Origin of the sequence: Staphylococcus simulans (assembly GCF_002902285.1) — a bacterium.
Lineage (GTDB): Bacteria > Bacillota > Bacilli > Staphylococcales > Staphylococcaceae > Staphylococcus > Staphylococcus simulans.
This window is the reverse complement of sequence record NZ_PPRU01000045.1, coordinates 158,587-179,512: the sequence shown is the minus strand read 5'-3', so window position 1 is coordinate 179,512 and position 20,926 is coordinate 158,587. Positions and strand designations below refer to the sequence as shown.

At 37.3% G+C, this 20,926-nt stretch carries 20 protein-coding genes and 1 riboswitch; of the genes, 6 read left to right on the top strand and 14 right to left on the bottom strand.

The genetic code is table 11. The features are described 5' to 3' along the window. Positions 1 to 64 precede the first annotated feature (64 nt). Complete coding sequence (gene auxA, locus CD112_RS11135; protein ID WP_103364334.1) at positions 65 to 1,378, bottom strand: lipoteichoic acid stability factor AuxA; 1,314 nt, start codon at positions 1,376 to 1,378, stop codon at positions 65 to 67. A 234-nt stretch (positions 1,379 to 1,612) separates the two neighbouring features. Then, positions 1,613 to 1,715: riboswitch (TPP riboswitch) on the top strand. A gap of 105 nt (positions 1,716 to 1,820) precedes the next feature. Here auxA and CD112_RS11130 point away from each other — a divergent pair. The 4 genes from CD112_RS11130 (at position 1,821) to CD112_RS11115 (ending at position 5,066) form a co-directional block, all read left to right on the top strand. Further along, entirely contained in the window at positions 1,821 to 2,396 is a 576-nt protein-coding gene (locus CD112_RS11130) for an ECF transporter S component (RefSeq protein ID WP_002480508.1), read from the top strand. Positions 2,397 to 2,408: 12 nt separating this feature from the next. After that, positions 2,409 to 3,818 (top strand): ABC transporter ATP-binding protein, encoded by a 1,410-nt coding sequence (locus tag CD112_RS11125; protein ID WP_103364333.1) that lies wholly within the window; start codon positions 2,409 to 2,411, stop codon positions 3,816 to 3,818. Then, complete coding sequence (locus tag CD112_RS11120) at positions 3,811 to 4,605, top strand: energy-coupling factor transporter transmembrane component T family protein (RefSeq protein WP_002480506.1); 795 nt, start codon at positions 3,811 to 3,813, stop codon at positions 4,603 to 4,605. Before CD112_RS11125 ends, CD112_RS11120 begins: the two co-directional genes overlap by 8 nt. A 236-nt stretch (positions 4,606 to 4,841) precedes the next feature. After that, complete coding sequence (locus tag CD112_RS11115; protein ID WP_002480505.1) at positions 4,842 to 5,066, top strand: hypothetical protein; 225 nt, start codon at positions 4,842 to 4,844, stop codon at positions 5,064 to 5,066. 145 nt (positions 5,067 to 5,211) lie between these two features. Here CD112_RS11115 and purD read toward each other — a convergent pair whose 3' ends face one another. Genes purD through purE form a run of 11 tightly spaced genes read right to left on the bottom strand, consistent with a single transcriptional unit; the run spans position 5,212 to position 16,401 of the window. After that, entirely contained in the window at positions 5,212 to 6,459 is a 1,248-nt protein-coding gene (gene purD, locus CD112_RS11110; protein ID WP_070848557.1) for a phosphoribosylamine--glycine ligase, read from the bottom strand. 24 nt (positions 6,460 to 6,483) lie between these two features. Then, the gene (purH, locus tag CD112_RS11105; protein WP_002480503.1) at positions 6,484 to 7,962 is read right to left on the bottom strand and encodes a bifunctional phosphoribosylaminoimidazolecarboxamide formyltransferase/IMP cyclohydrolase; all 1,479 of its coding nucleotides are present in this window, start codon (positions 7,960 to 7,962) and stop codon (positions 6,484 to 6,486) included. 17 nt (positions 7,963 to 7,979) lie between these two features. Next, positions 7,980 to 8,546, bottom strand: a complete 567-nt coding sequence (gene purN / locus CD112_RS11100) for a phosphoribosylglycinamide formyltransferase (protein WP_023015953.1) — start codon at positions 8,544 to 8,546, stop codon at positions 7,980 to 7,982. Next, complete coding sequence (gene purM, locus CD112_RS11095) at positions 8,543 to 9,583, bottom strand: phosphoribosylformylglycinamidine cyclo-ligase (protein WP_103364332.1); 1,041 nt, start codon at positions 9,581 to 9,583, stop codon at positions 8,543 to 8,545. The genes purN and purM overlap by 4 nt, the downstream gene beginning before the upstream one ends. 4 nt (positions 9,584 to 9,587) lie before the next feature. After that, complete coding sequence (gene purF, locus CD112_RS11090; RefSeq protein ID WP_002480500.1) at positions 9,588 to 11,009, bottom strand: amidophosphoribosyltransferase; 1,422 nt, start codon at positions 11,007 to 11,009, stop codon at positions 9,588 to 9,590. Then, positions 10,988 to 13,177, bottom strand: a complete 2,190-nt coding sequence (gene purL / locus CD112_RS11085; RefSeq protein ID WP_103364331.1) for a phosphoribosylformylglycinamidine synthase subunit PurL — start codon at positions 13,175 to 13,177, stop codon at positions 10,988 to 10,990. The genes purF and purL overlap by 22 nt, the downstream gene beginning before the upstream one ends. After that, entirely contained in the window at positions 13,170 to 13,841 is a 672-nt protein-coding gene (purQ, locus tag CD112_RS11080; RefSeq protein WP_002480498.1) for a phosphoribosylformylglycinamidine synthase subunit PurQ, read from the bottom strand. Before purQ ends, purL begins: the two co-directional genes overlap by 8 nt. Further along, positions 13,841 to 14,101, bottom strand: a complete 261-nt coding sequence (gene purS / locus CD112_RS11075; RefSeq protein WP_103364330.1) for a phosphoribosylformylglycinamidine synthase subunit PurS — start codon at positions 14,099 to 14,101, stop codon at positions 13,841 to 13,843. The genes purQ and purS overlap by 1 nt, the downstream gene beginning before the upstream one ends. Then, on the bottom strand, positions 14,101 to 14,805 hold the full coding sequence (purC, locus tag CD112_RS11070) for a phosphoribosylaminoimidazolesuccinocarboxamide synthase (RefSeq protein WP_103364329.1): 705 nt from the start codon (positions 14,803 to 14,805) through the stop codon (positions 14,101 to 14,103). Before purC ends, purS begins: the two co-directional genes overlap by 1 nt. Next, positions 14,805 to 15,932: a 5-(carboxyamino)imidazole ribonucleotide synthase gene (gene purK, locus CD112_RS11065; RefSeq protein WP_103364328.1), complete on the bottom strand. Its 1,128-nt coding sequence runs from the start codon at positions 15,930 to 15,932 to the stop codon at positions 14,805 to 14,807. Before purK ends, purC begins: the two co-directional genes overlap by 1 nt. Beyond that, complete coding sequence (purE, locus tag CD112_RS11060; RefSeq protein ID WP_103364327.1) at positions 15,919 to 16,401, bottom strand: 5-(carboxyamino)imidazole ribonucleotide mutase; 483 nt, start codon at positions 16,399 to 16,401, stop codon at positions 15,919 to 15,921. Before purE ends, purK begins: the two co-directional genes overlap by 14 nt. Before the next feature lie 208 nt (positions 16,402 to 16,609). Between purE and folD the strand changes: the two genes are divergently transcribed. After that, on the top strand, positions 16,610 to 17,470 hold the full coding sequence (folD, locus tag CD112_RS11055) for a bifunctional methylenetetrahydrofolate dehydrogenase/methenyltetrahydrofolate cyclohydrolase FolD (RefSeq protein ID WP_103364326.1): 861 nt from the start codon (positions 16,610 to 16,612) through the stop codon (positions 17,468 to 17,470). Positions 17,471 to 17,608: 138 nt separating this feature from the next. On the opposite strand, the gene CD112_RS11050 is transcribed toward folD, so the two are convergent. Continuing rightward, complete coding sequence (locus CD112_RS11050) at positions 17,609 to 18,685, bottom strand: M42 family metallopeptidase (protein ID WP_002480492.1); 1,077 nt, start codon at positions 18,683 to 18,685, stop codon at positions 17,609 to 17,611. Positions 18,686 to 18,845: 160 nt separating this feature from the next. Continuing rightward, a complete protein-coding gene (locus CD112_RS11045) occupies positions 18,846 to 19,994 on the bottom strand; it encodes a globin domain-containing protein (protein WP_103364325.1) in 1,149 nt (382 codons plus the stop codon). Positions 19,995 to 20,535: 541 nt separating this feature from the next. Here CD112_RS11045 and CD112_RS11040 point away from each other — a divergent pair. Further along, a complete protein-coding gene (locus tag CD112_RS11040; RefSeq protein WP_002480490.1) occupies positions 20,536 to 20,853 on the top strand; it encodes a DUF5011 domain-containing protein in 318 nt (105 codons plus the stop codon). Positions 20,854 to 20,926 lie beyond the last annotated feature (73 nt).

Genomic DNA, 20,926 nt, shown 5'->3' with positions numbered 1-20,926 from the left:
AGACGCTTCCTTTCTAAAAAGAACGTCTCAAATCCATTAAAAAAGCCGAGGAAACTTAAGTCCCTCAGCTTTTGTGTGATTCTACTTTAGCTGGCGTACGTAATTGGATAATAAACGCAATCGTAATCGCCACAAGCATAATAAATAAAATCGGTGTAATAAAAATGGATAATAATAATCCATGAATCATAATATTGACAAATTCTGTCAACAATTTAAAGAATAAAATACTCACCATAAACAACTGCGCATAATACAATTTACCGCGTAAGAAATGCGTCAATGTTGTAATGATATAAGCGATAATCACAAGCAACAATAAGAAGAGTGTGATCCACTCGATTACATATGATGTTTGTGATAATTCCCAATCACCTGACATAAACAGGCCATTACGGTTGTTTAATTCTAGTAAGGTAAATAGGAATAAGATCGCACCGCAAATCAATTCAACGATACCCGGTTTAATCCATTTTGGACGACGCATCCAAGTTGGGAAATCGTCTTCTTGCAGATTGACTTTATCTTTAACTGCTTTTTTGAAACTATCTCGTTTTCTTCTGATTTTCTCTAAATCAATACTTCTGCGTGTTCTGTATGTCAATTCTTGTGTACGTTCTTGAATTTCACGCAGCTGTTCTTTCGTTTGGCTAATTGTGCCGTTCTTGTCTGTACGTGAATACAACATTTCTTCGCCTAATTCTGCTTTAGTTAGCGGCAATGATCTTCTAAGGAATAAGAAATTCCAAATAGACATTTGACCTAAACACCACATGACAACGAAGAATGCGTTGACACTTAAAATATCAATCAACGCAATTTCATGACTTTCGATTCTGCCATATAACGAAATTTGAGAAATTAAATAACTGATTCCGTACGTACAAATAATCCATAGATAGTGCTCTTTTTGGTGCGCACTGTTCAACTCATCCTTGTACACAATGTATCCGATATGCACAATAAACGGAACCACGAATACAATCGCAAAGAAGCCGTAAACTTGTGTCATAAAGACGATTGTGATGAGGAAGAAAAAGATTCCTATTATAAGGAAGAAAATTGAGATATCATAATCATATTTTGTAGTCATAAATAATAAATAGCCAATCCATAGTAATGCAACACCGAACAAGATAATCAAGATGGCGCTGACCACTGGGAAATGACCAATAAATTGACTCATAATCCGTATTATTTCAACAAAGAAAGCATTGATGAAATCCCACACATTATTAATATGTATGTCAACCTTGCTCCCCTTCGCAAGTTTATGGATAAATGATAGATTGAGTAATACAATGATTCCAATGAAAAGTGAAACAATGCCAATAATCAAACTATAAATGATTTCAGCGTGCTTCTTTATATACGACATGTTTTTCACCTCATAGTTATTATATATGAACAATTCCATTGTGTCTTTAAAAATTAAAGTAAATCATTCTATGGTAGTATATTAGACTCAGACGCTATGCTCAATCCTAAATACACAATTTAACGTAATCTTAATGTGAACTTGCCTTTTTCATACCCGTTCTCTCTGGCTTAAATCTAAAATCACCTTGACAGAACCTATGAAAAAGCATACATTTAGTATAAATCTAATAAAGAAATACACTAGGGGTGTTTCGAACTGAGATGAAGCACAAAGCTTCAAACCCTTCGAACCTGATCTAGCTGAGACTAGCGTAGGAAAGTGTAAAGAATGAACTGGTTTAGGATTTCAGGGTAGAACCAGGGTATTCTGATGCTTATTTTCACGCTGCTTGCTAGACAAGTTTGCGTGTTTTTTTGTTTATATAGGAGGAATTGACATTATGTCTAAAGGACTTAAGCTTTCAGATATCTTAGTTACTGTGTTAATCGCAGTTATCTTTGCTATCATTTACAACATTTGGAACTTAGTGTATAAAGCCATGCAAGTGACTGGCTTACACTTAGAAGAATTATCTTACGGTATGTGGTTTGCAGCTGCTGTTGTGGCTTACTTAATCATTCCGAAAGCCGGTATTGCACTGTTAGCTGAATTCGCTGCTGGTGCTGGGGAAACAATTGTTATGGGACGCTTTGATATTGCGACAATTGTTTACGGCTTACTACAAGGTTTAGCGTGTGAAATTATTTTTGCGATTTTCCGTTATAAATCACGCAAATTAATGGTAGCAGTGCTCGCTGGTTTAGCAGCCGCATTAGTTACTTTCCCTATCGACTTCTACTATGGTTATTTAGGTGAAGTTGCTGGATGGAACTTATTCTTATATGTATTCTTCCGTTGTATCAGCGGGATTGTACTTGCTGGGATTTTCCCATATTATCTTGTCAAAGCTCTGGATCAGACTGGGGTTACAAAATTATTCCGCCCTGCTTCCAAAAAGGATTATGACAATTTGTAAGGAGACATAAACGTGTTACTTGCTCAAAATTTACGACTTAAATATCCAAATGCACCAGATAAAATATTTGATGGTTTAGATATAGAAATACCTGATAAACAAAAGGTCTTATTACTCGGCCCTTCAGGCTGCGGTAAAAGTACCTTACTCAATGTATTAAGCGGCATTGTGCCGAACCTAATCGAGCTTCCAATGAAATATGACGCATTGGAAGTCGATTTAAATAGCGGCGTCATCTTCCAAGACCCAGACACACAATTTTGTATGCCGAAGGTTTATGAAGAACTCGCATTTGTGTTAGAAAATAAACAAGTGCCGAGAAAAGAGATGGACGCTTTAATTCAACAAGCATTAACATCAGTCGACTTAGACGTTGGTCCTAAACAAACGGTTCAACAATTAAGCGGCGGTATGAAACAAAAATTAGCAATTGCTGAAACAGTGCTTCAAGAAGCAGATACATTATTCTTGGATGAACCGACTGCCATGTTAGATGTGGATGCGACAGAAGATTTATGGAATCAAATTAAAGACATGTGGCAAGAACAAACTGTCTTGATTGTAGAACATAAAGTGGAACACATTTGGGAACATGTGGATCGTGTTATTTTAATGAATCATCATGGGGAAATCATCGCAGATGATACGCCTCAAGTGATTTTACATCAACACGAAGATTTGCTGACTGAATATGGAGTATGGCATCCAAAGGCTTGGGACCATGCACCTAAAGCTGAATTATTACCGAATAAAGACATAACATCACGCTTCAAATATGAAAATGGCGAAGTCATACGTGGTAAGAAAACACTCATTCAAGTACCTGAACTCACAATCGGCGATGGTGAGTGGATTACCATCACAGGTAAAAATGGTGCAGGTAAAACCACTTTACTTGAGTCTATGATGCAATTGATTAAATATCGCGGAGAGATGTCTTATGATGGGCAACCGCTTCATAAAATTAAAGAAGCAGCACAGCATATGTATCTGGTTTATCAAAATTCAGAACTGCAATTCATTACGAATTCTGTCTATGAGGAAATCTTCATCAACTTCAGCGGCGAAAGCGCAAAAGCTGAAACTGAAAAATTGATTGAATTATTGAATTTAGAAGCAGTTCGTGATCAACATCCCTTCGAATTATCAATGGGTCAAAAACGACGTTTAAGTGTTGCGACTGCTTTAAGTTCACGTGCTGATATTATTTTACTTGATGAACCAACATTCGGTTTAGACAGTCACAACACGTTTAATTTATTAGATCTTTTCCAACAACGTGTTGCACAAGGTCAAACGATTATTATGGTTACGCATGACCCACATATCATTGAACGTTATCCGACAAGACGTATTGAATTACGTGACCACATGTTATGTGAAGATGTGCTATTTGAAATGGAAGGTGAAACAAATGTATGAAGCATGGAAAAAGTATTTCACCTTCGTAGATGAAGTTAATATTATCACGAAACTTGGTTTAGGTATTTTCTTATTCTTCTTTGTGATTTTCATTCACAACTTTGATGTGATGATTTACCTAACCGCTTTGATGTTTTTATTCTTACTGATTTTCGGCGGTATGAAATTGAAGGTCACTGCCCTATTCGTACTTTACACTGTGATATTCAGTATTATCTCAGCACTCTTTATGATTTTCTACGGAGATGGTACACATACCCTATTTAAATTAGGCTTTATTCATATCACAACTGAAAGTTTAGTGAGAGGACTGCATTTATCTATGCGTACGGATACCGTCACATTCTTCGGTATTGTGATGGCCTTTACGTCTCAAATTGTGATGATCTTCTACAGCCTGATGCAGCACTTGCGTGTAAAACCAAAAGTAGCCTATGCGTTTATGGCTGCCATCCGTATGGTACCGTTGATTATCAGTTCATTCATTCAACTACGTAAATCATTGAAGATGCGTTATCGTATGGTGGATAAATCAAATTATCGCGGTTTCAAGCGTGTGAAACATTTAATTATTCCGTTGTTAAGTCAAAATATACGAAAAGCACATCAACTTTCGGTTGCTATGGAGAAAAAAGGATTTAAAGATGGTAAAAGAACGTATTATTACTACGCACCATTTAGTTATCGCGACATCTTATTTATCTTATTATTCGCGGCGATATTAATTATTTCTGTAATGTTAGCTCATTATTTACCAATTACAGGAATTACTGACGTACGTGGTTGACACAAGCATTTATAGTTCTTAAAATTTTTATCGAGCTGTGGTTGTCGAGCTGCAGCCCAACCAATATTTACATTTTCATTCATCCATATTTTTCCCAGCAGTGAACGGTCACCGATTCAACCGTTTACTGCTTATTTTTTATTTAACAAATATTATCGTTTAATTAAGTCAAAAGTCATATACATGTTATAATTGAAATAATCAGATTCACACAGAAAGATTGGGGGCAAAATTTCATGAAAAAACGTAATGATGCATACGAAAAAGGCTATCAACAAGCCGTCAAAGAAATTGAAACCATGTCAAAACTAAAAAATAAAAAGCGCCGTTTAAAACGTTACATTAAGAGCCGTAAACGTTCTTGGCGTTTCCATCAATTATTCAAGAGACGCAGCTCTCGCTACGTTTCTGGATATAAACAAGCTTATATTGATATGGCGAAATCATTGCCTGAAGAGTAAGGAAGTTCTGCTTCCTTGCTTTTTTATTTTGTCCCTACAATTTCATAATTAGAAGATACACGGCTTAACAATAATTTTTCTGCATACCAAAAAACAGCCGATACACAATGTACGGCTGTTTTTAGTATAAATCTATTCTTTTAAATTATGCTTCGTGTTTAATTGCTTTATCACTGATGTCACGACGATAGAATAAACCTTCACTGTCAATGGCATCTGCTTTTTTATAAGCATTCGCTTTGGCTTCTTTAACTGTTTTGCCTTCACCGATCACTAAGATAACACGGCCGCCAGAAGTAACGTAATCGTCTCCTTCTTTTTTCAAACCGCTAACAAATGTTTGACCATCTAATTCAAAGCCGCTGACTTTCACACCTTTTTCATATGAGCCAGGATAGCCTTTAGACGCTAACATCACGCCTACAACAGCTTCGTCTTTCCATTTGTATTCAATCGGTTTACGTGCTTCTAGGTCTAAAATGTGCTGCATTAAGTCGCTTTCCATACGTGTTAAAAGCACTTGTGCTTCAGGATCTCCGAAACGTGCATTAAACTCGATAACTTTCGGACCTTCTTCAGTTAAGATTGCGCCAATATAAAGCACGCCAAAGAATGGATAGCCTTCTTCTTGCATTGCTTTCGCAATCGGTTGCGCAATTTCATCATTTGTACGTTTTAGTACATCTTCTGAAATATGAGGCACTGGGCAATACGCACCCATACCGCCTGTATTTGGTCCTTTATCGCCATCATACGCACGTTTATGGTCTTGTGCAATCGTATCGAAAGGTACAGCATAATCGCCATTCACAAAGGTCATGACAGAGTATTCTTCGCCTTCTAAGAATTCTTCGAATACAATTTTGCCTTGTTCTTCAGGATACAGTGTTTCGACTGCTTCTTTCGCTTCATCACGTGTCATCGCGATAATAACACCTTTACCTGCGGCAAGACCGTCTTTTTTCAAGACAACAGGAATCTTGCAATCTTCTACATATTTTAATGCATCAGATTTAGAATCCACTTCTACATATTCTGCAGTTGGGATGTCATATTTTTCCATAATACGTTTCGCAAATGATTTTGAACCTTCAATTTGTGCTGCTTTCGCACCAGGACCGAAGACTTTCACACCCGCGTCACGTAATTTGTCGCCTAACCCTTCAGTTAAAGGTTGTTCTGGACCGATGACTGCCCATTCAACTTCATGATCTACCGCAAATTTTACAATGTCATCATGTGCAGTTTCAGCAATTTCACCGTGCACTTCAGCGACAGTTTCCATTGCTGCATTTCCAGGAATTGCATACACTTGGTCAACAAGTTCAGATTGATTTAATTTGTGCGCAAGGACATGTTCACGTCCTCCGCCTCCGATTACTAATACTTTCATCTTTAGCATTTTCCTCCTGAATGATTAATGTTTGAAGTGACGTACGCCAGTCATTACCATCGCAATGCCGTGTTTGTCTGCCATATCAATAGAATCTTGGTCTTTAATAGAACCACCTGGTTGGATGATCGCTTTGATACCTGCTTTTGCTGCTAATTCTACTGTGTCATCCATTGGGAAGAAACCATCTGAAACTAATGCTACATTGTCATTAATTTCAATTGCACGTTCAATCGCAATTTCTGCAGAACCGACACGGTTCATTTGACCTGCACCGATACCTACAGTTTGATGGTCATTACTTAAGATGACAGCGTTACTTTTAACAGCTGCTACAACTTTCCAACCTAATTCCATTGCTTGCCATTGTTCTTCTGTCGGTTCAACTTTAGTCACAACTTTCATGTCATCACGTGAAATTGTTTTTGTATCTTTATCTTGAACTAAATAGCCACCTGATACAGATACAAATTCTTGTTCATCGTGATCCACTGCCATATCTACTTCTAATAAGCGAATGTTTTTCTTTTGAGTTAAGACTTCAAGCGCTTCATCTGTAAATGAAGGCGCAATGACAACTTCTAAGAAGATTGAATGTAATTTTTCAGCAAGTTCTTTTGAAACTGGACGGTTAACCGCAACAATACCGCCGAAGATAGATTGGCTATCTGCTTCATACGCATTTTGATATGCTTCTTCAATTGATTCGCCAACACCAACACCACATGGGTTCATATGTTTAACCGCTACTGCAGCTGGTTCTTCGAATTTTTTAACTAATGCTAATGTCGCATCAGCATCTTTAATGTTGTTAAAGCTTAATTGTTTCCCATGTAATTGTTTAGCGCCTGCAATCGTATTATTCGCATCTGATGTACGTACAAAGTAAGCAGTTTGTTGAGGGTTTTCACCATAACGTAATTGTTCTTTATTTTCTTTGAAGAAATTCACAATCGCATTATCGTAATCATTTGTATGTTCAAATACTTTAATCATTAATGATTTACGGAACGCTTCGTCTAATGTATTATTTTTAAGGTGTTCAATGACTGCGTCATAGTCAGCAGGATCTACCACAGTTGTCACATGCTTGAAGTTTTTCGCAGCTGCACGTAACATTGTCGGACCACCGATATCAATGTTTTCAATCGCATCCATTTCAGTTACGTCAGGGTTTGCGACAGTTTCTTTAAATGGATAAAGGTTCACGACAACCATGTCGATAAGATCGATGCCTTTTTCTTTTAATTGTTGTAAATGTTCAGGTTTATCGCGATCAGCTAAAATACCGCCATGTACTGCTGGGTGTAATGTTTTTACACGGCCATCCATGATTTCATCAAATTTCGTTAAATCAGAAACTGATTTTACAGGAACACCCGCTTCATCTAATGCACGCTTTGTGCCGCCTGTAGAATACAACTCATAGTCTAATTCAACTAATGACTTCGCGAAGTCTACAATGCCAGTTTTGTCTGATACACTTAAAATTACTTTTTTCATGTTAGAAATTGCCCCTCTTATCGAATAATTTTTGCGATGACTCTAGGATAAAGTTCATATTCTAAATTTTTAATACGTTCTTCTAGTTGTGCTTTTGTATCATCTGGATAGATGTCGCATTGACTTTGTTCAATGATTTCACCTGTATCCATGCCACTGTCTACATAATGAACAGTAGAACCTGTCACTTTATCTCCACTTTCAAAGGCTTGACCAATTGCATCAATGCCTTTGTATTTCGGTAATAAAGCCGGATGAATGTTTAAAATACGGCCTTCATACGCATTCAATAAATCTGGACCGATTAAACGCATATAGCCTGCAAGTATAATCCATTCCACTTCTTCTTCTTTTAACAATTCTAATAAACGTTGTTCATAATCACTTTTAGAATCAAAAGTTTTAGGAAGTGTCACATGGACAGGAATGTTTAATTTCTCTGCACGTTCAATCGCGAATGCATCGTCGTGATCAACATAAAGCGCTGTGATTTCAATATTATCTAATCTGCCGTCTTGAACTCGTTGTGCAATATTTTCAAAGTTGCTGCCAGAACCTGACGCAAAGATGGCTACTTTAGTCACGCTTTAACCCCCGTTAACTCGATAGGTTCTTCTTTACCTTCAACGATTTTACCGATTTTGAACGCTTCAACATTTTGACCTTTTAAGATATCTAATGTTTTATCTGCGTCCGCTTCATCTACAACTAATGTGAAACCAATACCCATGTTGAAGATATTGTACATCTCTTCAGTTGCGATTTTGCCTGCTTCTTGTAACCAATCAAACACTTTAGGTGTATTGAATGATTGAACGTCAATTTCAGCAGTGACACCTTCAGGTAAAGCACGTGGAATATTCTCATAGAAACCGCCGCCTGTGATATGTGTCATCGCATGCAATTTCACTTGTTCTTTCACAGCTAATACAGGTTTAACATATAAACGAGTCGGTTCTAAGAAAGTGTCTAAATACGTACGACCATTTTCGAATTCAGCATTTAAATCAACGCCTGATTCTTTAATTAAATGACGTACTAAGCTATAACCGTTAGAGTGGATACCACTTGAAGCTAAACCGATAATTACTTGTCCTGGTTTAACTGTTGAACCATCGATGTATTCATCTTTTTCAACTGCGCCCACTGCGAAACCAGCTAAATCGTATTCACCTTCATGGTACATTTCGCCCATTTCAGCAGTTTCACCGCCGATTAAAGCTGTATTTGTTTCTTCACAACCATCGCTGACACCTTTAACAATTTGTTCGATGACTTCAGGTACAACTTTGTTTGTTGCGATATAGTCAAGGAAATAAAGCGGCTCTGCACCTGTTGTTAAAATATCGTTGACACACATAGCCACTGCATCGATACCGATTGTGTCATGTTTGTTGTGATCAATCGCAAGTTTCAACTTAGTACCTACACCGTCTGTACCAGAAACTAAGACAGGTTTTTGCATGTTTAATTGTGATAAATCAAACGCTGCACCGAATCCTCCTAGTCCACCTAGTACTTCTTTACGCATTGTACGTTGCACATGGCTCTTCATTCGCTCAACTGCTTCATATCCAGCATGAATATCCACACCGGCATTTTTATAAGAATTTGCTGCCACAGCTTTACACTCCTCTTCTTTTCAGTTCTTTAACTTCTGGTAATTGATGATCTACAATTTCAATTGGATAATTGCCTGTAAAGCAAGCGTCACACTCGCCTTTTGAGTCAAATTCTTTAAACACTTCATGCATGCCTTCTACAGATAAATACGTAAGTGAGTCTGCACCAATCATGTCTTTGATTTCATCGACACTATGTTGTGCTGCCATTAATTCTGCATGTGTAGACACATCGATACCGTAATAACATGGATCGACTAATGGTGGTGATGAAATACCCATATGCACTTCTTTCGCACCAGCAGATTTTAATGCTTTCACAATGTATTTACTTGTCGTACCACGCACAATAGAGTCATCAATGACAACGACACGTTTGCCTTCAATGACGTCTCTGATCGGCGCATGTTTCATACGTACTTGTTTTTCACGGACGCTTTGGTCTGGTGTGATAAATGTACGGCCGATATAACGGTTTTTCAATAAACCTTGTTCGTTTGGAATACCTGAGTATTCAGAGAAGCCTTTTGCTGCTTGTAAAGACGAGTCTGGTACACCGATAACAATATCAGCGTCAATACCCATCTCACTTGCTAACTTCTTACCTAAAGCTTTACGCACATTATAGATAGAGTGTTTATGGAACTCTGAATCTGGACGTGCAAAGTATACATATTCCATTGAACACATATTATGGTGAATTTGGTTCGTGTACGTATCATAATCTATGTCATGGTCACCGCTGAATGTAATTAATTCACCTGGTTCGATGTCACGAATATATGTTGCACCGATTGCTTGGAACGCACATGTTTCACTTGCGACACAATACGCACCATCTACTTCACCTAACATGAGTGGACGTACACCATTGTTATCTCTAACCGCTGCAAGTTGATTAGTATTCAGCATGACACAGCTGAATGCCCCTTTAACTTGATTCAATGCTGCTTTTTGGTTTGATTTAATGCTTGGAGATTTGCCTCTGATTAATAAATGCGCTAATACTTCTGAATCACTTGTTGTTTGGAAGACGCTGCCTTCAGATTCTAAAGCCTTACGAATTTGGACAGCATTCGTTAAGTTACCATTATGCGCAAGTCCTAAATCACCTTTTGAATGCTTGAACAAGAAAGGTTGAACATTGGCGATTTCACTGGCACCTGTTGTCGCATAGCGTACATGTCCAATCGCATGTTGGAATCCTTGTAAAGATTCTAATTGCGCGTCTGAAATAGCTTCAGTTAATAAACCCATGCCGCGTGCCCCAAACAGCGATTCGCCGTTTGAGCACACGATCCCAGCACCTTCTTGACCACGGTGTTGCAGACTATGCAACGCCATATAAGTTAAAGTTGCTGCATGGGGGTGATTCCAAATTCCAAAGACTCCACATTCTTCGTTTAATCCGCGGATGTCATACATTGAGGAATTGCTCCTTCCCAAATTTCGTTTAACGTCGACACGTTTTCTTCTACAGTTGTTTGACCGTTTGTAACTTTGAACTTGTCATCCTCAGTGATAGTTCCGATTTCTTGTGCATTAGGAATATCTAATGATTGTCCTGCTTTAACTGCAACAATGTAACGACCTTGTGATTCACTGAATAATTGTGCATCAGTCACGTCTAATGTTGCATCTACACCTAAACCGTAGTGTGCACTGATTCGTGCTAACGAAATCAATAAGCCGCCTTTACCGACAGTTTGTACATGAGACGCTTTGCCGCTTCTGATTGCTTCTTTGATTTGTTCGCCTTTTTCAACTTCATTTGATAAGTCAAGTGCTTCTGATTCATGGTTGACTTTACCGTATAATAATTTTTCGATTTGGCTGCCGCCGAAGTCATCGCGTGTTTCACCAACAACATACAATTTATCGCCTGCATGTGGGTGGAAATCATTTAAGTAATCGATGTCTTCAATTAAGCCGACCATACCTACTACAGGTGTTGGGAAGATAGAAGTTCCTTTTGTTTCGTTATAAAGTGAAACGTTACCTGAAACAACTGGTGTTTTCAGAACTTCACATGCTTCTGCCATACCTTTTGTAGAATCAGTTAATTGTTGATAGATTTCTTTTTTCTCTGGTGAACCGTAGTTTAAGCAGTCTGTCATTGCTAATGGTGTTGCACCTACAGCAATTAAGTTGCGGTATGCTTCAGCAACGACCATTTTACCGCCTTCGTATGGTTGGTTGAATACATAACGTGCTTCGCCATCGATTGTAGAAGCGATTGCTTTGTTTGTACCTTCAACACGTACTACAGACGCTTGTAAACCAGATTTAACAACTGTGTTTGCACCAACTTGTTGGTCATATTGTTCGTATAAATAACGTTTTGACGCAATTGTCGGATGTGCTAATAATTTATGGAATACATCTTTAACATCTACATTGCTGTAGTCGTTTTTAGATGTGTTATATTCTTTTGCTTCACCTTCTAAAATATATACAGGTGATTCATCTGCTAATGGTTGTACTGGGATGTCTGCATAAACTTCATCATCATAAGTTAATACGAAACGATCTGTATCCGTAACTTCACCGATAACAGCACTATCTAATTCACGTCTGTCAAATAAGTCTAAGAATTTTTGTTCCGTACCTTTTTCAACAACAAGCAACATACGTTCTTGTGTTTCAGAAAGCATCATTTCGTATGGAGAGATTCCTTCTTCACGTACAGGTACTTTTTCTAACTGCATGTGTAAACCACTGCCGCCTTTAGCTGCCATTTCTGAAGAAGATGATGTTAAACCAGCTGCACCCATATCTTGGATACCGACTAATTCTGGGTAAGTGATTGCTTCAAGTGTTGCTTCCATCAATTTTTTACCTACAAATGGGTCACCGATTTGTACTGATGGACGTTTGCTTTCACTTTCTTCACTTAATTCTTCAGATGCGAAAGTTGCACCATGGATACCGTCACGGCCTGTTTTTAAACCAACGTAGATGACTGAGTTGCCGACACCTTTAGCTGTACCTTTTTGGATTTTATCGTGATCAATGATACCTACGCACATTGCGTTAACTAATGGGTTACCATCATAGCGTTCATCGAATTCGATTTCACCTGCTGTAGTTGGGATACCGATACAGTTACCGTATCCGCCGATACCTGCTACAACACCACGTAATAATGTACGGTTTGGGATTTCATCTAATTCACCGAAACGTAAGCTGTTTAATAAGTTGATTGGACGTGCACCGATTGATACGATGTCACGAATAATACCGCCGACACCTGTTGCTGCACCTTGGTAAGGTTCAATCGCAGATGGGTGGTTATGTGATTCAACTTTGAATACAACCGCTTGGTTATCACCGATATCTACAACACCAGCACCTTCACCAGGTCCCATTAAGACATGTTCGCCTGTTGTAGGGAATTGTTTCAAGAATGGTTTTGAGTGTTTGTATGAGCAGTGTTCACTCCACATTACAGAGAAAATACCAATTTCAGTAAAGTTTGGTTGACGACCTAAAATTTCGACAACTTTATCATATTCAGCGTCTGTTAATCCCATATCACGGTATAAATGTTCTGATTTAATTTCTTCGATACTTGGTTCAATAAACTTAGGCATTTTGTTCCCTCCAACTATTTACCATTGACTCAAATAATTTCACGCCATCATCTGTTCCTAAAATTGATTCTAATGCACGTTCTGGGTGAGGCATCATGCCGCACACATTACCTTTTTCGTTAACAATACCAGCAATATCGTGGTAAGAACCATTTGGATTATCTTTATATTTCAAGATAATTTGATTATTATCTTCTAATTCTTTGTACATCTCTTTTGTGCAGTAGTAGCTGCCTTCACCATGTGCAACTGGGTATACTACTGTTTCACCTTCAGCATATGCTTTTGTGAATGGTGTGTTGTTATTTACAACTTCTAATGATTCGTTACGGCTCACAAATAAATGTGAACTGTTGTGTAATAACGCACCTGGTAATAAACCGATTTCTGTTAAAATTTGGAATCCATTACATACACCTAATACTGGTTTGCCTTCATCTGCAAAACGTTTCACTTCTTTGATAACTGGTGCAACACTCGCCATCGCACCTGAACGTAAGTAGTCACCAAATGAGAAACCGCCAGGGATTAACACCCCATCAAATCCTTCTAATGATGTCTCACGATAATCAACATACTCTGCGTCTACGCCTGTTTTCAAAGCTGCGTTCAACATATCTCTGTCACAGTTTGATCCAGGGAATACAAGTACTGCGAATTTCATTATGCATTCTCCTTTTCGTCAACTACTTTATAGTTGTACTCTTCAATGACTGTGTTCGCAAATAATTTTTCACTTAAAGTTGTAACGATATTATGAACCGCTTCATCTGTTGCTTCGTCCACTGTCATGTAAAGTAATTTACCTACACGGATATCATTCACTTGGTTATAGCCTAAGTCATGTACGGCACGGTTAAGTGCTTGTCCTTGTGTATCTAATACCTGTGGTTGTAATGTGATGTGCAATTCGATAGTTTTCATTATTTAAGATCCTCCAGTTTATTTAAGAAAGTTTGATAAGTCTCGATAATTGAACCGCGGTCTTCACGGTATACGTCTTTGTCAAAATTAGTGTCACTGTCTTTTTCCCAAATACGACAAGTATCTGGTGAAATTTCATCTGCTAAAAGAATTTGACCATCTTTTGTACGGCCGAATTCTACTTTAAAGTCAATCAAACGTAAGTTGATACTATCAAGCAATTCAACTAACGCTTTATTAACGCCTAATACCTTTTCTTTCAATTGTGCAATTTCTTCAGTTGTTGCGATGTTTAATAATCTGACATGGTCATCTGTCACTAAAGGGTCATTTAAAGCATCATTTTTATAGAAGAATTCTACAAGTGGTGTTTCAAATTTTTGTCCTTTTTCAAAACCTAAGCGTCTTGTGATAGAACCTGCCGCAATATTACGTACGACCACTTCTAACGGAATGATTTCTACAGATTGAACAAGTTGTTCAGTCTCAGACGTTTGTTTGATAAAGTGGCTTTTGATGCCTTTTTCTTTAAGGTGTTCAAACAAGATTGAAGTGATTTTATTATTTAAGCGGCCTTTACCGTCAATATGGTCTTTTTTCGCACCATTGCCGGCAGTCACTTCATCTTTGTATTCCACGCGTAATACGCCGTCTTCATCTGTTGAGAAAATTCGTTTTGCTTTACCTTCGTATAATAATGACATTATTTTGCTCCTCCTCTAAAGGTTGCCAACATGTCTTGTTCAGTTTTATCAATGTCATCAGTTAAAACTGTTATGTGACCCATTTTTCGTGCTGGTTTTCTAGATGCTTTGCCATAAATATGAACATGCCATTCAGGATGATCGCCGAATTCATCTTCAAGTAAATCTAAATCCTTACCAAGCAAATTCATCATGACAGCTGGTTTTAAAATTTCAATGCGTTCTGGTAATTTTTGACCCGTAACCGCTAAGATGTGTGTATCAAATTGTGAGAAGTCACAAGCTTCAATAGAATAATGACCAGAATTGTGAGGTCTTGGTGCAATTTCGTTTACATATAAGTTGTTATCTTTATCAATAAAGAACTCTACTGTAAATGTACCCACAAAATGCACTTTTTCTTTAATTTTATCCACTTCTGCACGTGCTTCTGCTTCTTTATCAGAACGTGCGGGTACGATTGTTTTAAATAAAATTTGGTGACGATGTTCGTTTTCTTGTAATGGGAAATAAACGATTTGACCGCCATTTCCAATTGTCACAGTTAATGACACTTCTTTATAAAGGTCTAAGAATTTTTCTGCTACACATTCTTGTACTTTGATTAATGATTCAGCCTCTGCTAAATCTTCTTCTGAACGTACTAGCACTTGACCTTTACCGTCATAACCGCCGAAACGTGTTTTCACCATAAATGGATAATCTAATTTTTCAACAGCATGCTCTAAATCTTCAGCATTTGTGATTTGTGCATACGGAACGATTTTCGTACCTGCTGATTCTAATGTTTGTTTTTCAGTTAAACGGTCTTGTAATAAATGGATGGCTTGATAGCCTTGAGGAACATTAAATTCTTTTGTGAGTGTTTCTAATTGATCTGCAGCAATGTTTTCAAATTCATATGTTACAACATCAGAAGCTTCACCAAGTTGTCTTAATGCATCTAGGTCATCATAAGCTGCATTAATAAATTCATGTGCTACATATTGACACGGTGCTTCTTTGTCTGGATCTAAGACGATGACTCTAAAGCCCATTTTTTGAGCAGATTGTGCCATCATTTTGCCAAGTTGTCCGCCGCCAATAATACCGACAGTTGATCCAAACTTTAATTTACTGAAGTTCACTTTGCATCTCTCCTACTTTATCTACTAGTGATTGCTGATAAGCTTCTAATTTCTCTTTCACTTCATCGCTTTGAATACTTAAGATTCTCACTGCAAGGATTCCAGCATTTTTCGCACCTGCTTTACCAATTGCAGTAGTTGCAACTGGAATTCCGCCAGGCATTTGGACGATTGAAAGTAATGAATCTAAACCTTTCAAACTCTTAGATTCAATCGGAACGCCGATAACTGGTAATGTCGTCATTGAAGCAACCATACCAGGCAAGTGTGCTGCACCGCCTGCGCCTGCAATAATAACGTCATAACCGTTCAATCTTGCTTCTGTCGCAAAATCAAACATCAGTTTTGGTGTACGATGTGCTGAAACGACTTTCTTATCGTACGGGATTCCAAATTGATCTAACATCTGACAACTTTCTGACATCATATCCCAGTCAGATGAGCTGCCCATAATAACTGCCACTTTCAAATTGAACACCCTTTCAATTATTTGAAATTTTAATCTAGTAAGTTGTATATTACAGATATAGCATAACAAATCAAGTCATGCTTTTTCAATCAAAAATCGAACTTTCTCATGAAAATTCAATTAAAATTCCGGATTTTCATGTAAAATAGTTGTATTACACTTCAAAACACTAATGAAAGTTCGAAAAATTATTAGGAGGAATTTACACATGGTTGCAAAAATTTTAGATGGCAAACAAATTGCTAAAGATTATCGTCAAGGATTGCAAGATCAAGTTGAAGCGTTGAAAAAAGAGGGCTATACGCCGAAACTATCAGTTATTCTTGTAGGTAACGATGGCGCAAGCATGAGCTATGTAAGATCAAAAAAGAAAGCTGCTGAAAAAATCGGCATGATTTCTGAAATTGTTCATTTAGAAGAAACAGCTTCAGAAGAAGAAGTATTAAATGAATTAGAACGTTTAAACAACGATGACTCTGTCAGCGGTATCTTGGTTCAAGTACCTCTTCCAAAACAAGTCAGCGAACAAAAAGTTCTAGAAACTATCAACCCAGCAAAAGACGTTGACGGTTTCAACCCAGCAAACATCGGTAAATTGTATATTGATGAACAAACATTCGTACCTTGTACACCACTAGGTATTATGGAATTATTGAAAAATGCGGATATTGATTTAGAAGGTAAAGAAGCAGTTGTTATTGGACGTTCTCATATCGTTGGACAACCTGTTTCAAAACTATTATTACAACAAAATGCGACAGTGACTATCTTACACTCTCGTTCAAAAGACATGAGCAAACATCTTAAAAATGCAGACGTTATTGTCAGCGCTGTAGGTCGTCCAGGTTTAGTCACAAAAGACGACGTTAAAGAAGGCGCAGTTGTCATTGATGTGGGTAACACACCAGATGAAAATGGCAAACTAAAAGGTGACGTTGAATATGATGAAGTAAAAGAAATTGCTGGCGCAATCACACCAGTTCCAGGCGGCGTTGGCCCAATGACAATTGCAATGGTGTTAAACAATACGTTATTAGCTGAAAAAATGCGTAGAGGTTTAGATAAATAAAATCTTAACTTTTCAGTAAAGGTACATTGAGGGGTATCTAAAGAAAAGAGCGGTCGGCTTGCTTTCATGTTGAAGCAAGTACCGACCGCTCTTTTTTATTTATAATCATTTGCGCGAAATAGACGATTGAAAAATGGTTTACCAAATAATTTGTTCGATTGTTTCGTCGTCTAGTGATTTAGCGATTTCTGTCACTAATTGTACAGCGTTCAAGTAGTCTTGTTTATGCATAACAGAAACATTTGAATGCATGTAACGAAGCGGAACACCCACAACGATTGAAGGAATACCTTCATGTGCTAAATGGATACTGCCTGCATCTGTGCCGCCGCCTGGCGTTGTATCCCATTGGATTTCAATACCTTTGTCTTGTGCTACTTTTTTCACGTGCTTTCTAAATCCAGAATGACCGATTGCTGTCGCGTCCATAAGTACGACTAATGGTCCTTTGCCAAGTTCAGCTTCATGATCACCGCCGCCCATTCCTGGTGTATCATAAGCAATGCCGACATCCACCGCAATAGCTAAATCTGGTTTGATTTTATTCGCCGCAACTTTCGCACCACGTAAACCAACTTCTTCTTGAACAGTTGCACCTGATACTAAGTTAACATTGATTGCGTCGTCTTTTAGATTGTTTAAAGTATCTACAGCAAGTGCACAGCCGAAGCGATTATCAAATGCTTTTGCTGTTAAGTAGTTCTCATCACCTAATACTTCGAACTCAGAGTATGGTGTTACCATGTCACCGATATCAATACCAAGTTTTTCAGCTTCTTCTTTTGAAGCTACACCTACATCAATAAACATATCCTTGATATCAATTGGTGTTTTACGTTGTTCAGGTGTTAAGACATGCGGAGGTTTAGAACCGATGATCCCTCTGATCTCTTTGTCATCATCTGTTGTTACAGTTACTTTTTGAGATAACATTACTTGGTTCCACCAACCACCGACAGGTGTGAATTTCAAATAACCTTTGTCGTCGATTTTAGTCACCATAAATCCAACTTCATCTAAATGACCGGCAAGCATTAAAGTTTTTGAACCTTCCTCTGCTTTTTTCTTTCCGAAGATGCCACCTAAATTATCTTCAACCAGTTCATCTGAAACAGGTTTCAAATAATCTTTCATCAGTTGTTTTACTTTGTATTCGTGACCGGCAATTCCGTTCACGTCTGTTAAGTCCTTTAATAATTTAACTGTTTTATCCATGAATATGTCCCCCTTCTTTTCTTATCATCATATCAATATTAAATGCGTGTGAACACTTTTTATGCTCGATTCATGAACCAAACAAAAAGGAGCTGTCCCTTCCGAAAATTCGGAATGAACAGCTCCTTCTCTATAATTCAGATTATTATTTCAGTAAAAATTAAACGTCTACGCTTAAACGTGGAATGAATGTTTCGAAATGAATTTGTGATTTGTCTAAACCTAATTCATATAATTCATTGACGATTGATTTCAAGAATGAAATACCGCCACATACATAAACTTCTGTATCTTCTGTAACATATTGTTTTAAATCTTCTTGAGTGATGTAGCCATTTGATTTGCGATCATGGATTTCATAAGTCACATTATCATTTTCTGCTGCATCGTTAGATAAACGTTGTGAGAATGGTACATCATTAACATCAGTTGTATTGTGAATGAATTGAATGTTCGGTACACCGACTTCAATTGCTTTTTCATACATTGACACTAATGGTGTTACACCAATACCTGATGCTAAGAATAATTGGTTTTTGTCAGTGTTATGCAATCTGAATGTACCTACTGGCGCAGTTAAGTTGATATCATCTCCAACTTTCACTTCGTCATGCAAGATAGTTGAAACTTCACCTTCACTGTATTCAGAAACATCACGTTTAACTGCGAATGTTAACGTATCTTCGTCTCCGCCAACGATTGAATAGTGACGTTTTGCTCTGTATGGTAATTTATCACTTGAAACATCAACTGTAATATATTGACCTGCTTCAAAGTTGCGTAAATCATATTTATCTGATGAAACTGTAAATGCTTTAATATCTGAAGCGACATTTTCAATGTTTGTAACTGTGAATGGTTGGAAACCATCCCATAACATTTCAGCATACATGTCTTTCTCTACTTGAATGAATACATCTGCAATTTCCCAGTATGCGTTAATCCAAGCTTGAATCACTGGATCTTCTTCTTTTAAATCTAAAACGTGCATAATTGCTGCGATTAAATTTTCACCAACAATTTTGTAACCTGATTCAGGTACTTGTAATGCAACGTGTTTGTAAGCAATCTCTTTAACTACAGGCATAATTGCACCTAACTGTTCAATGTTTGCTGCTGCAGCTAAGACTGTTTGAGCTAAGGCTGTGGATTGCAAACCTTTTTTCTGGTTAGTTTGGTTGAACATGTTGCGTAACTCTGGGTGTTCATTGAACATTCTATTGTAGAAGAATGACGTAATTTCCACACCTTTTTCTTGAAGAACTGGTACTGTTTGTTTAATAATATCCATATCTTTTTCAGATAACATTTAACTTCACTCCCTCTTCGACTCAATTTCATCATAATACGAATATGACGAAATTAAAACAATTAAGAACCTAGTTCACATAATAGACAATTTTATTTCATATTTCTTCATATTCTTTTCACAATTAAGTATAAACAATATGACAAACTTAAAACGTATTATAATGATTTTTATTTAAAGCATTATTCTTACATGTGCGGGACTCAAAATCCCGTGTTAGTAATGAAATAAAGTACGACCCCCATTATTATTTAGCATAAATCCCTCCTTTAACTTCTTTCCTATATATTGTTTCTAAATATTCCCGCTTTTTTCTCAGTAAATATTTGACAACTGAGAAAACTTAACGTTATTTTAATCTGATTTTCATAATTATTCTGTAAAATTAGTCTTGTGATAAAGATTAGGTCCGTAGTAGGATGTAATAAAGAAACAAACACGGTATATTGAACCTAATACAAAGTTCAATCGCAAATATTCGTGATTGAACTGATTAATATGACGCTTTAATGATTAGCCATTGAATACGGAGGTCTAAACAATGAACAAACTATTACAGTCACTTTCAGCACTTGGTGTGTCTGCTACATTAGTAACACCCAATTTAAACGCTGAAGCTACAGATAACTCTGTACCAAAGCTTAAAGGTGTTGAAGATGCGATTATTCAAAAAGGCGAAAATTACAACTTACTGAATGGAATCAGCGCTTATGATAAAGAAGACGGAGATTTGACTGATCAGATTATCGTCAATGGTCATGTCGATACAAATAAAATTGGTAAATACAAAGTCGAATATCAAGTCATTGATTCAGATGGAGCGAAAGATATTTCTGAACGCTACATAGAAGTCAAGTAACTTGTCGATAAAATCTATTTAAAAATAATTATTTTGTTTTTTGGCGCTAGCGCTTTCAACCCCTTAATTGATA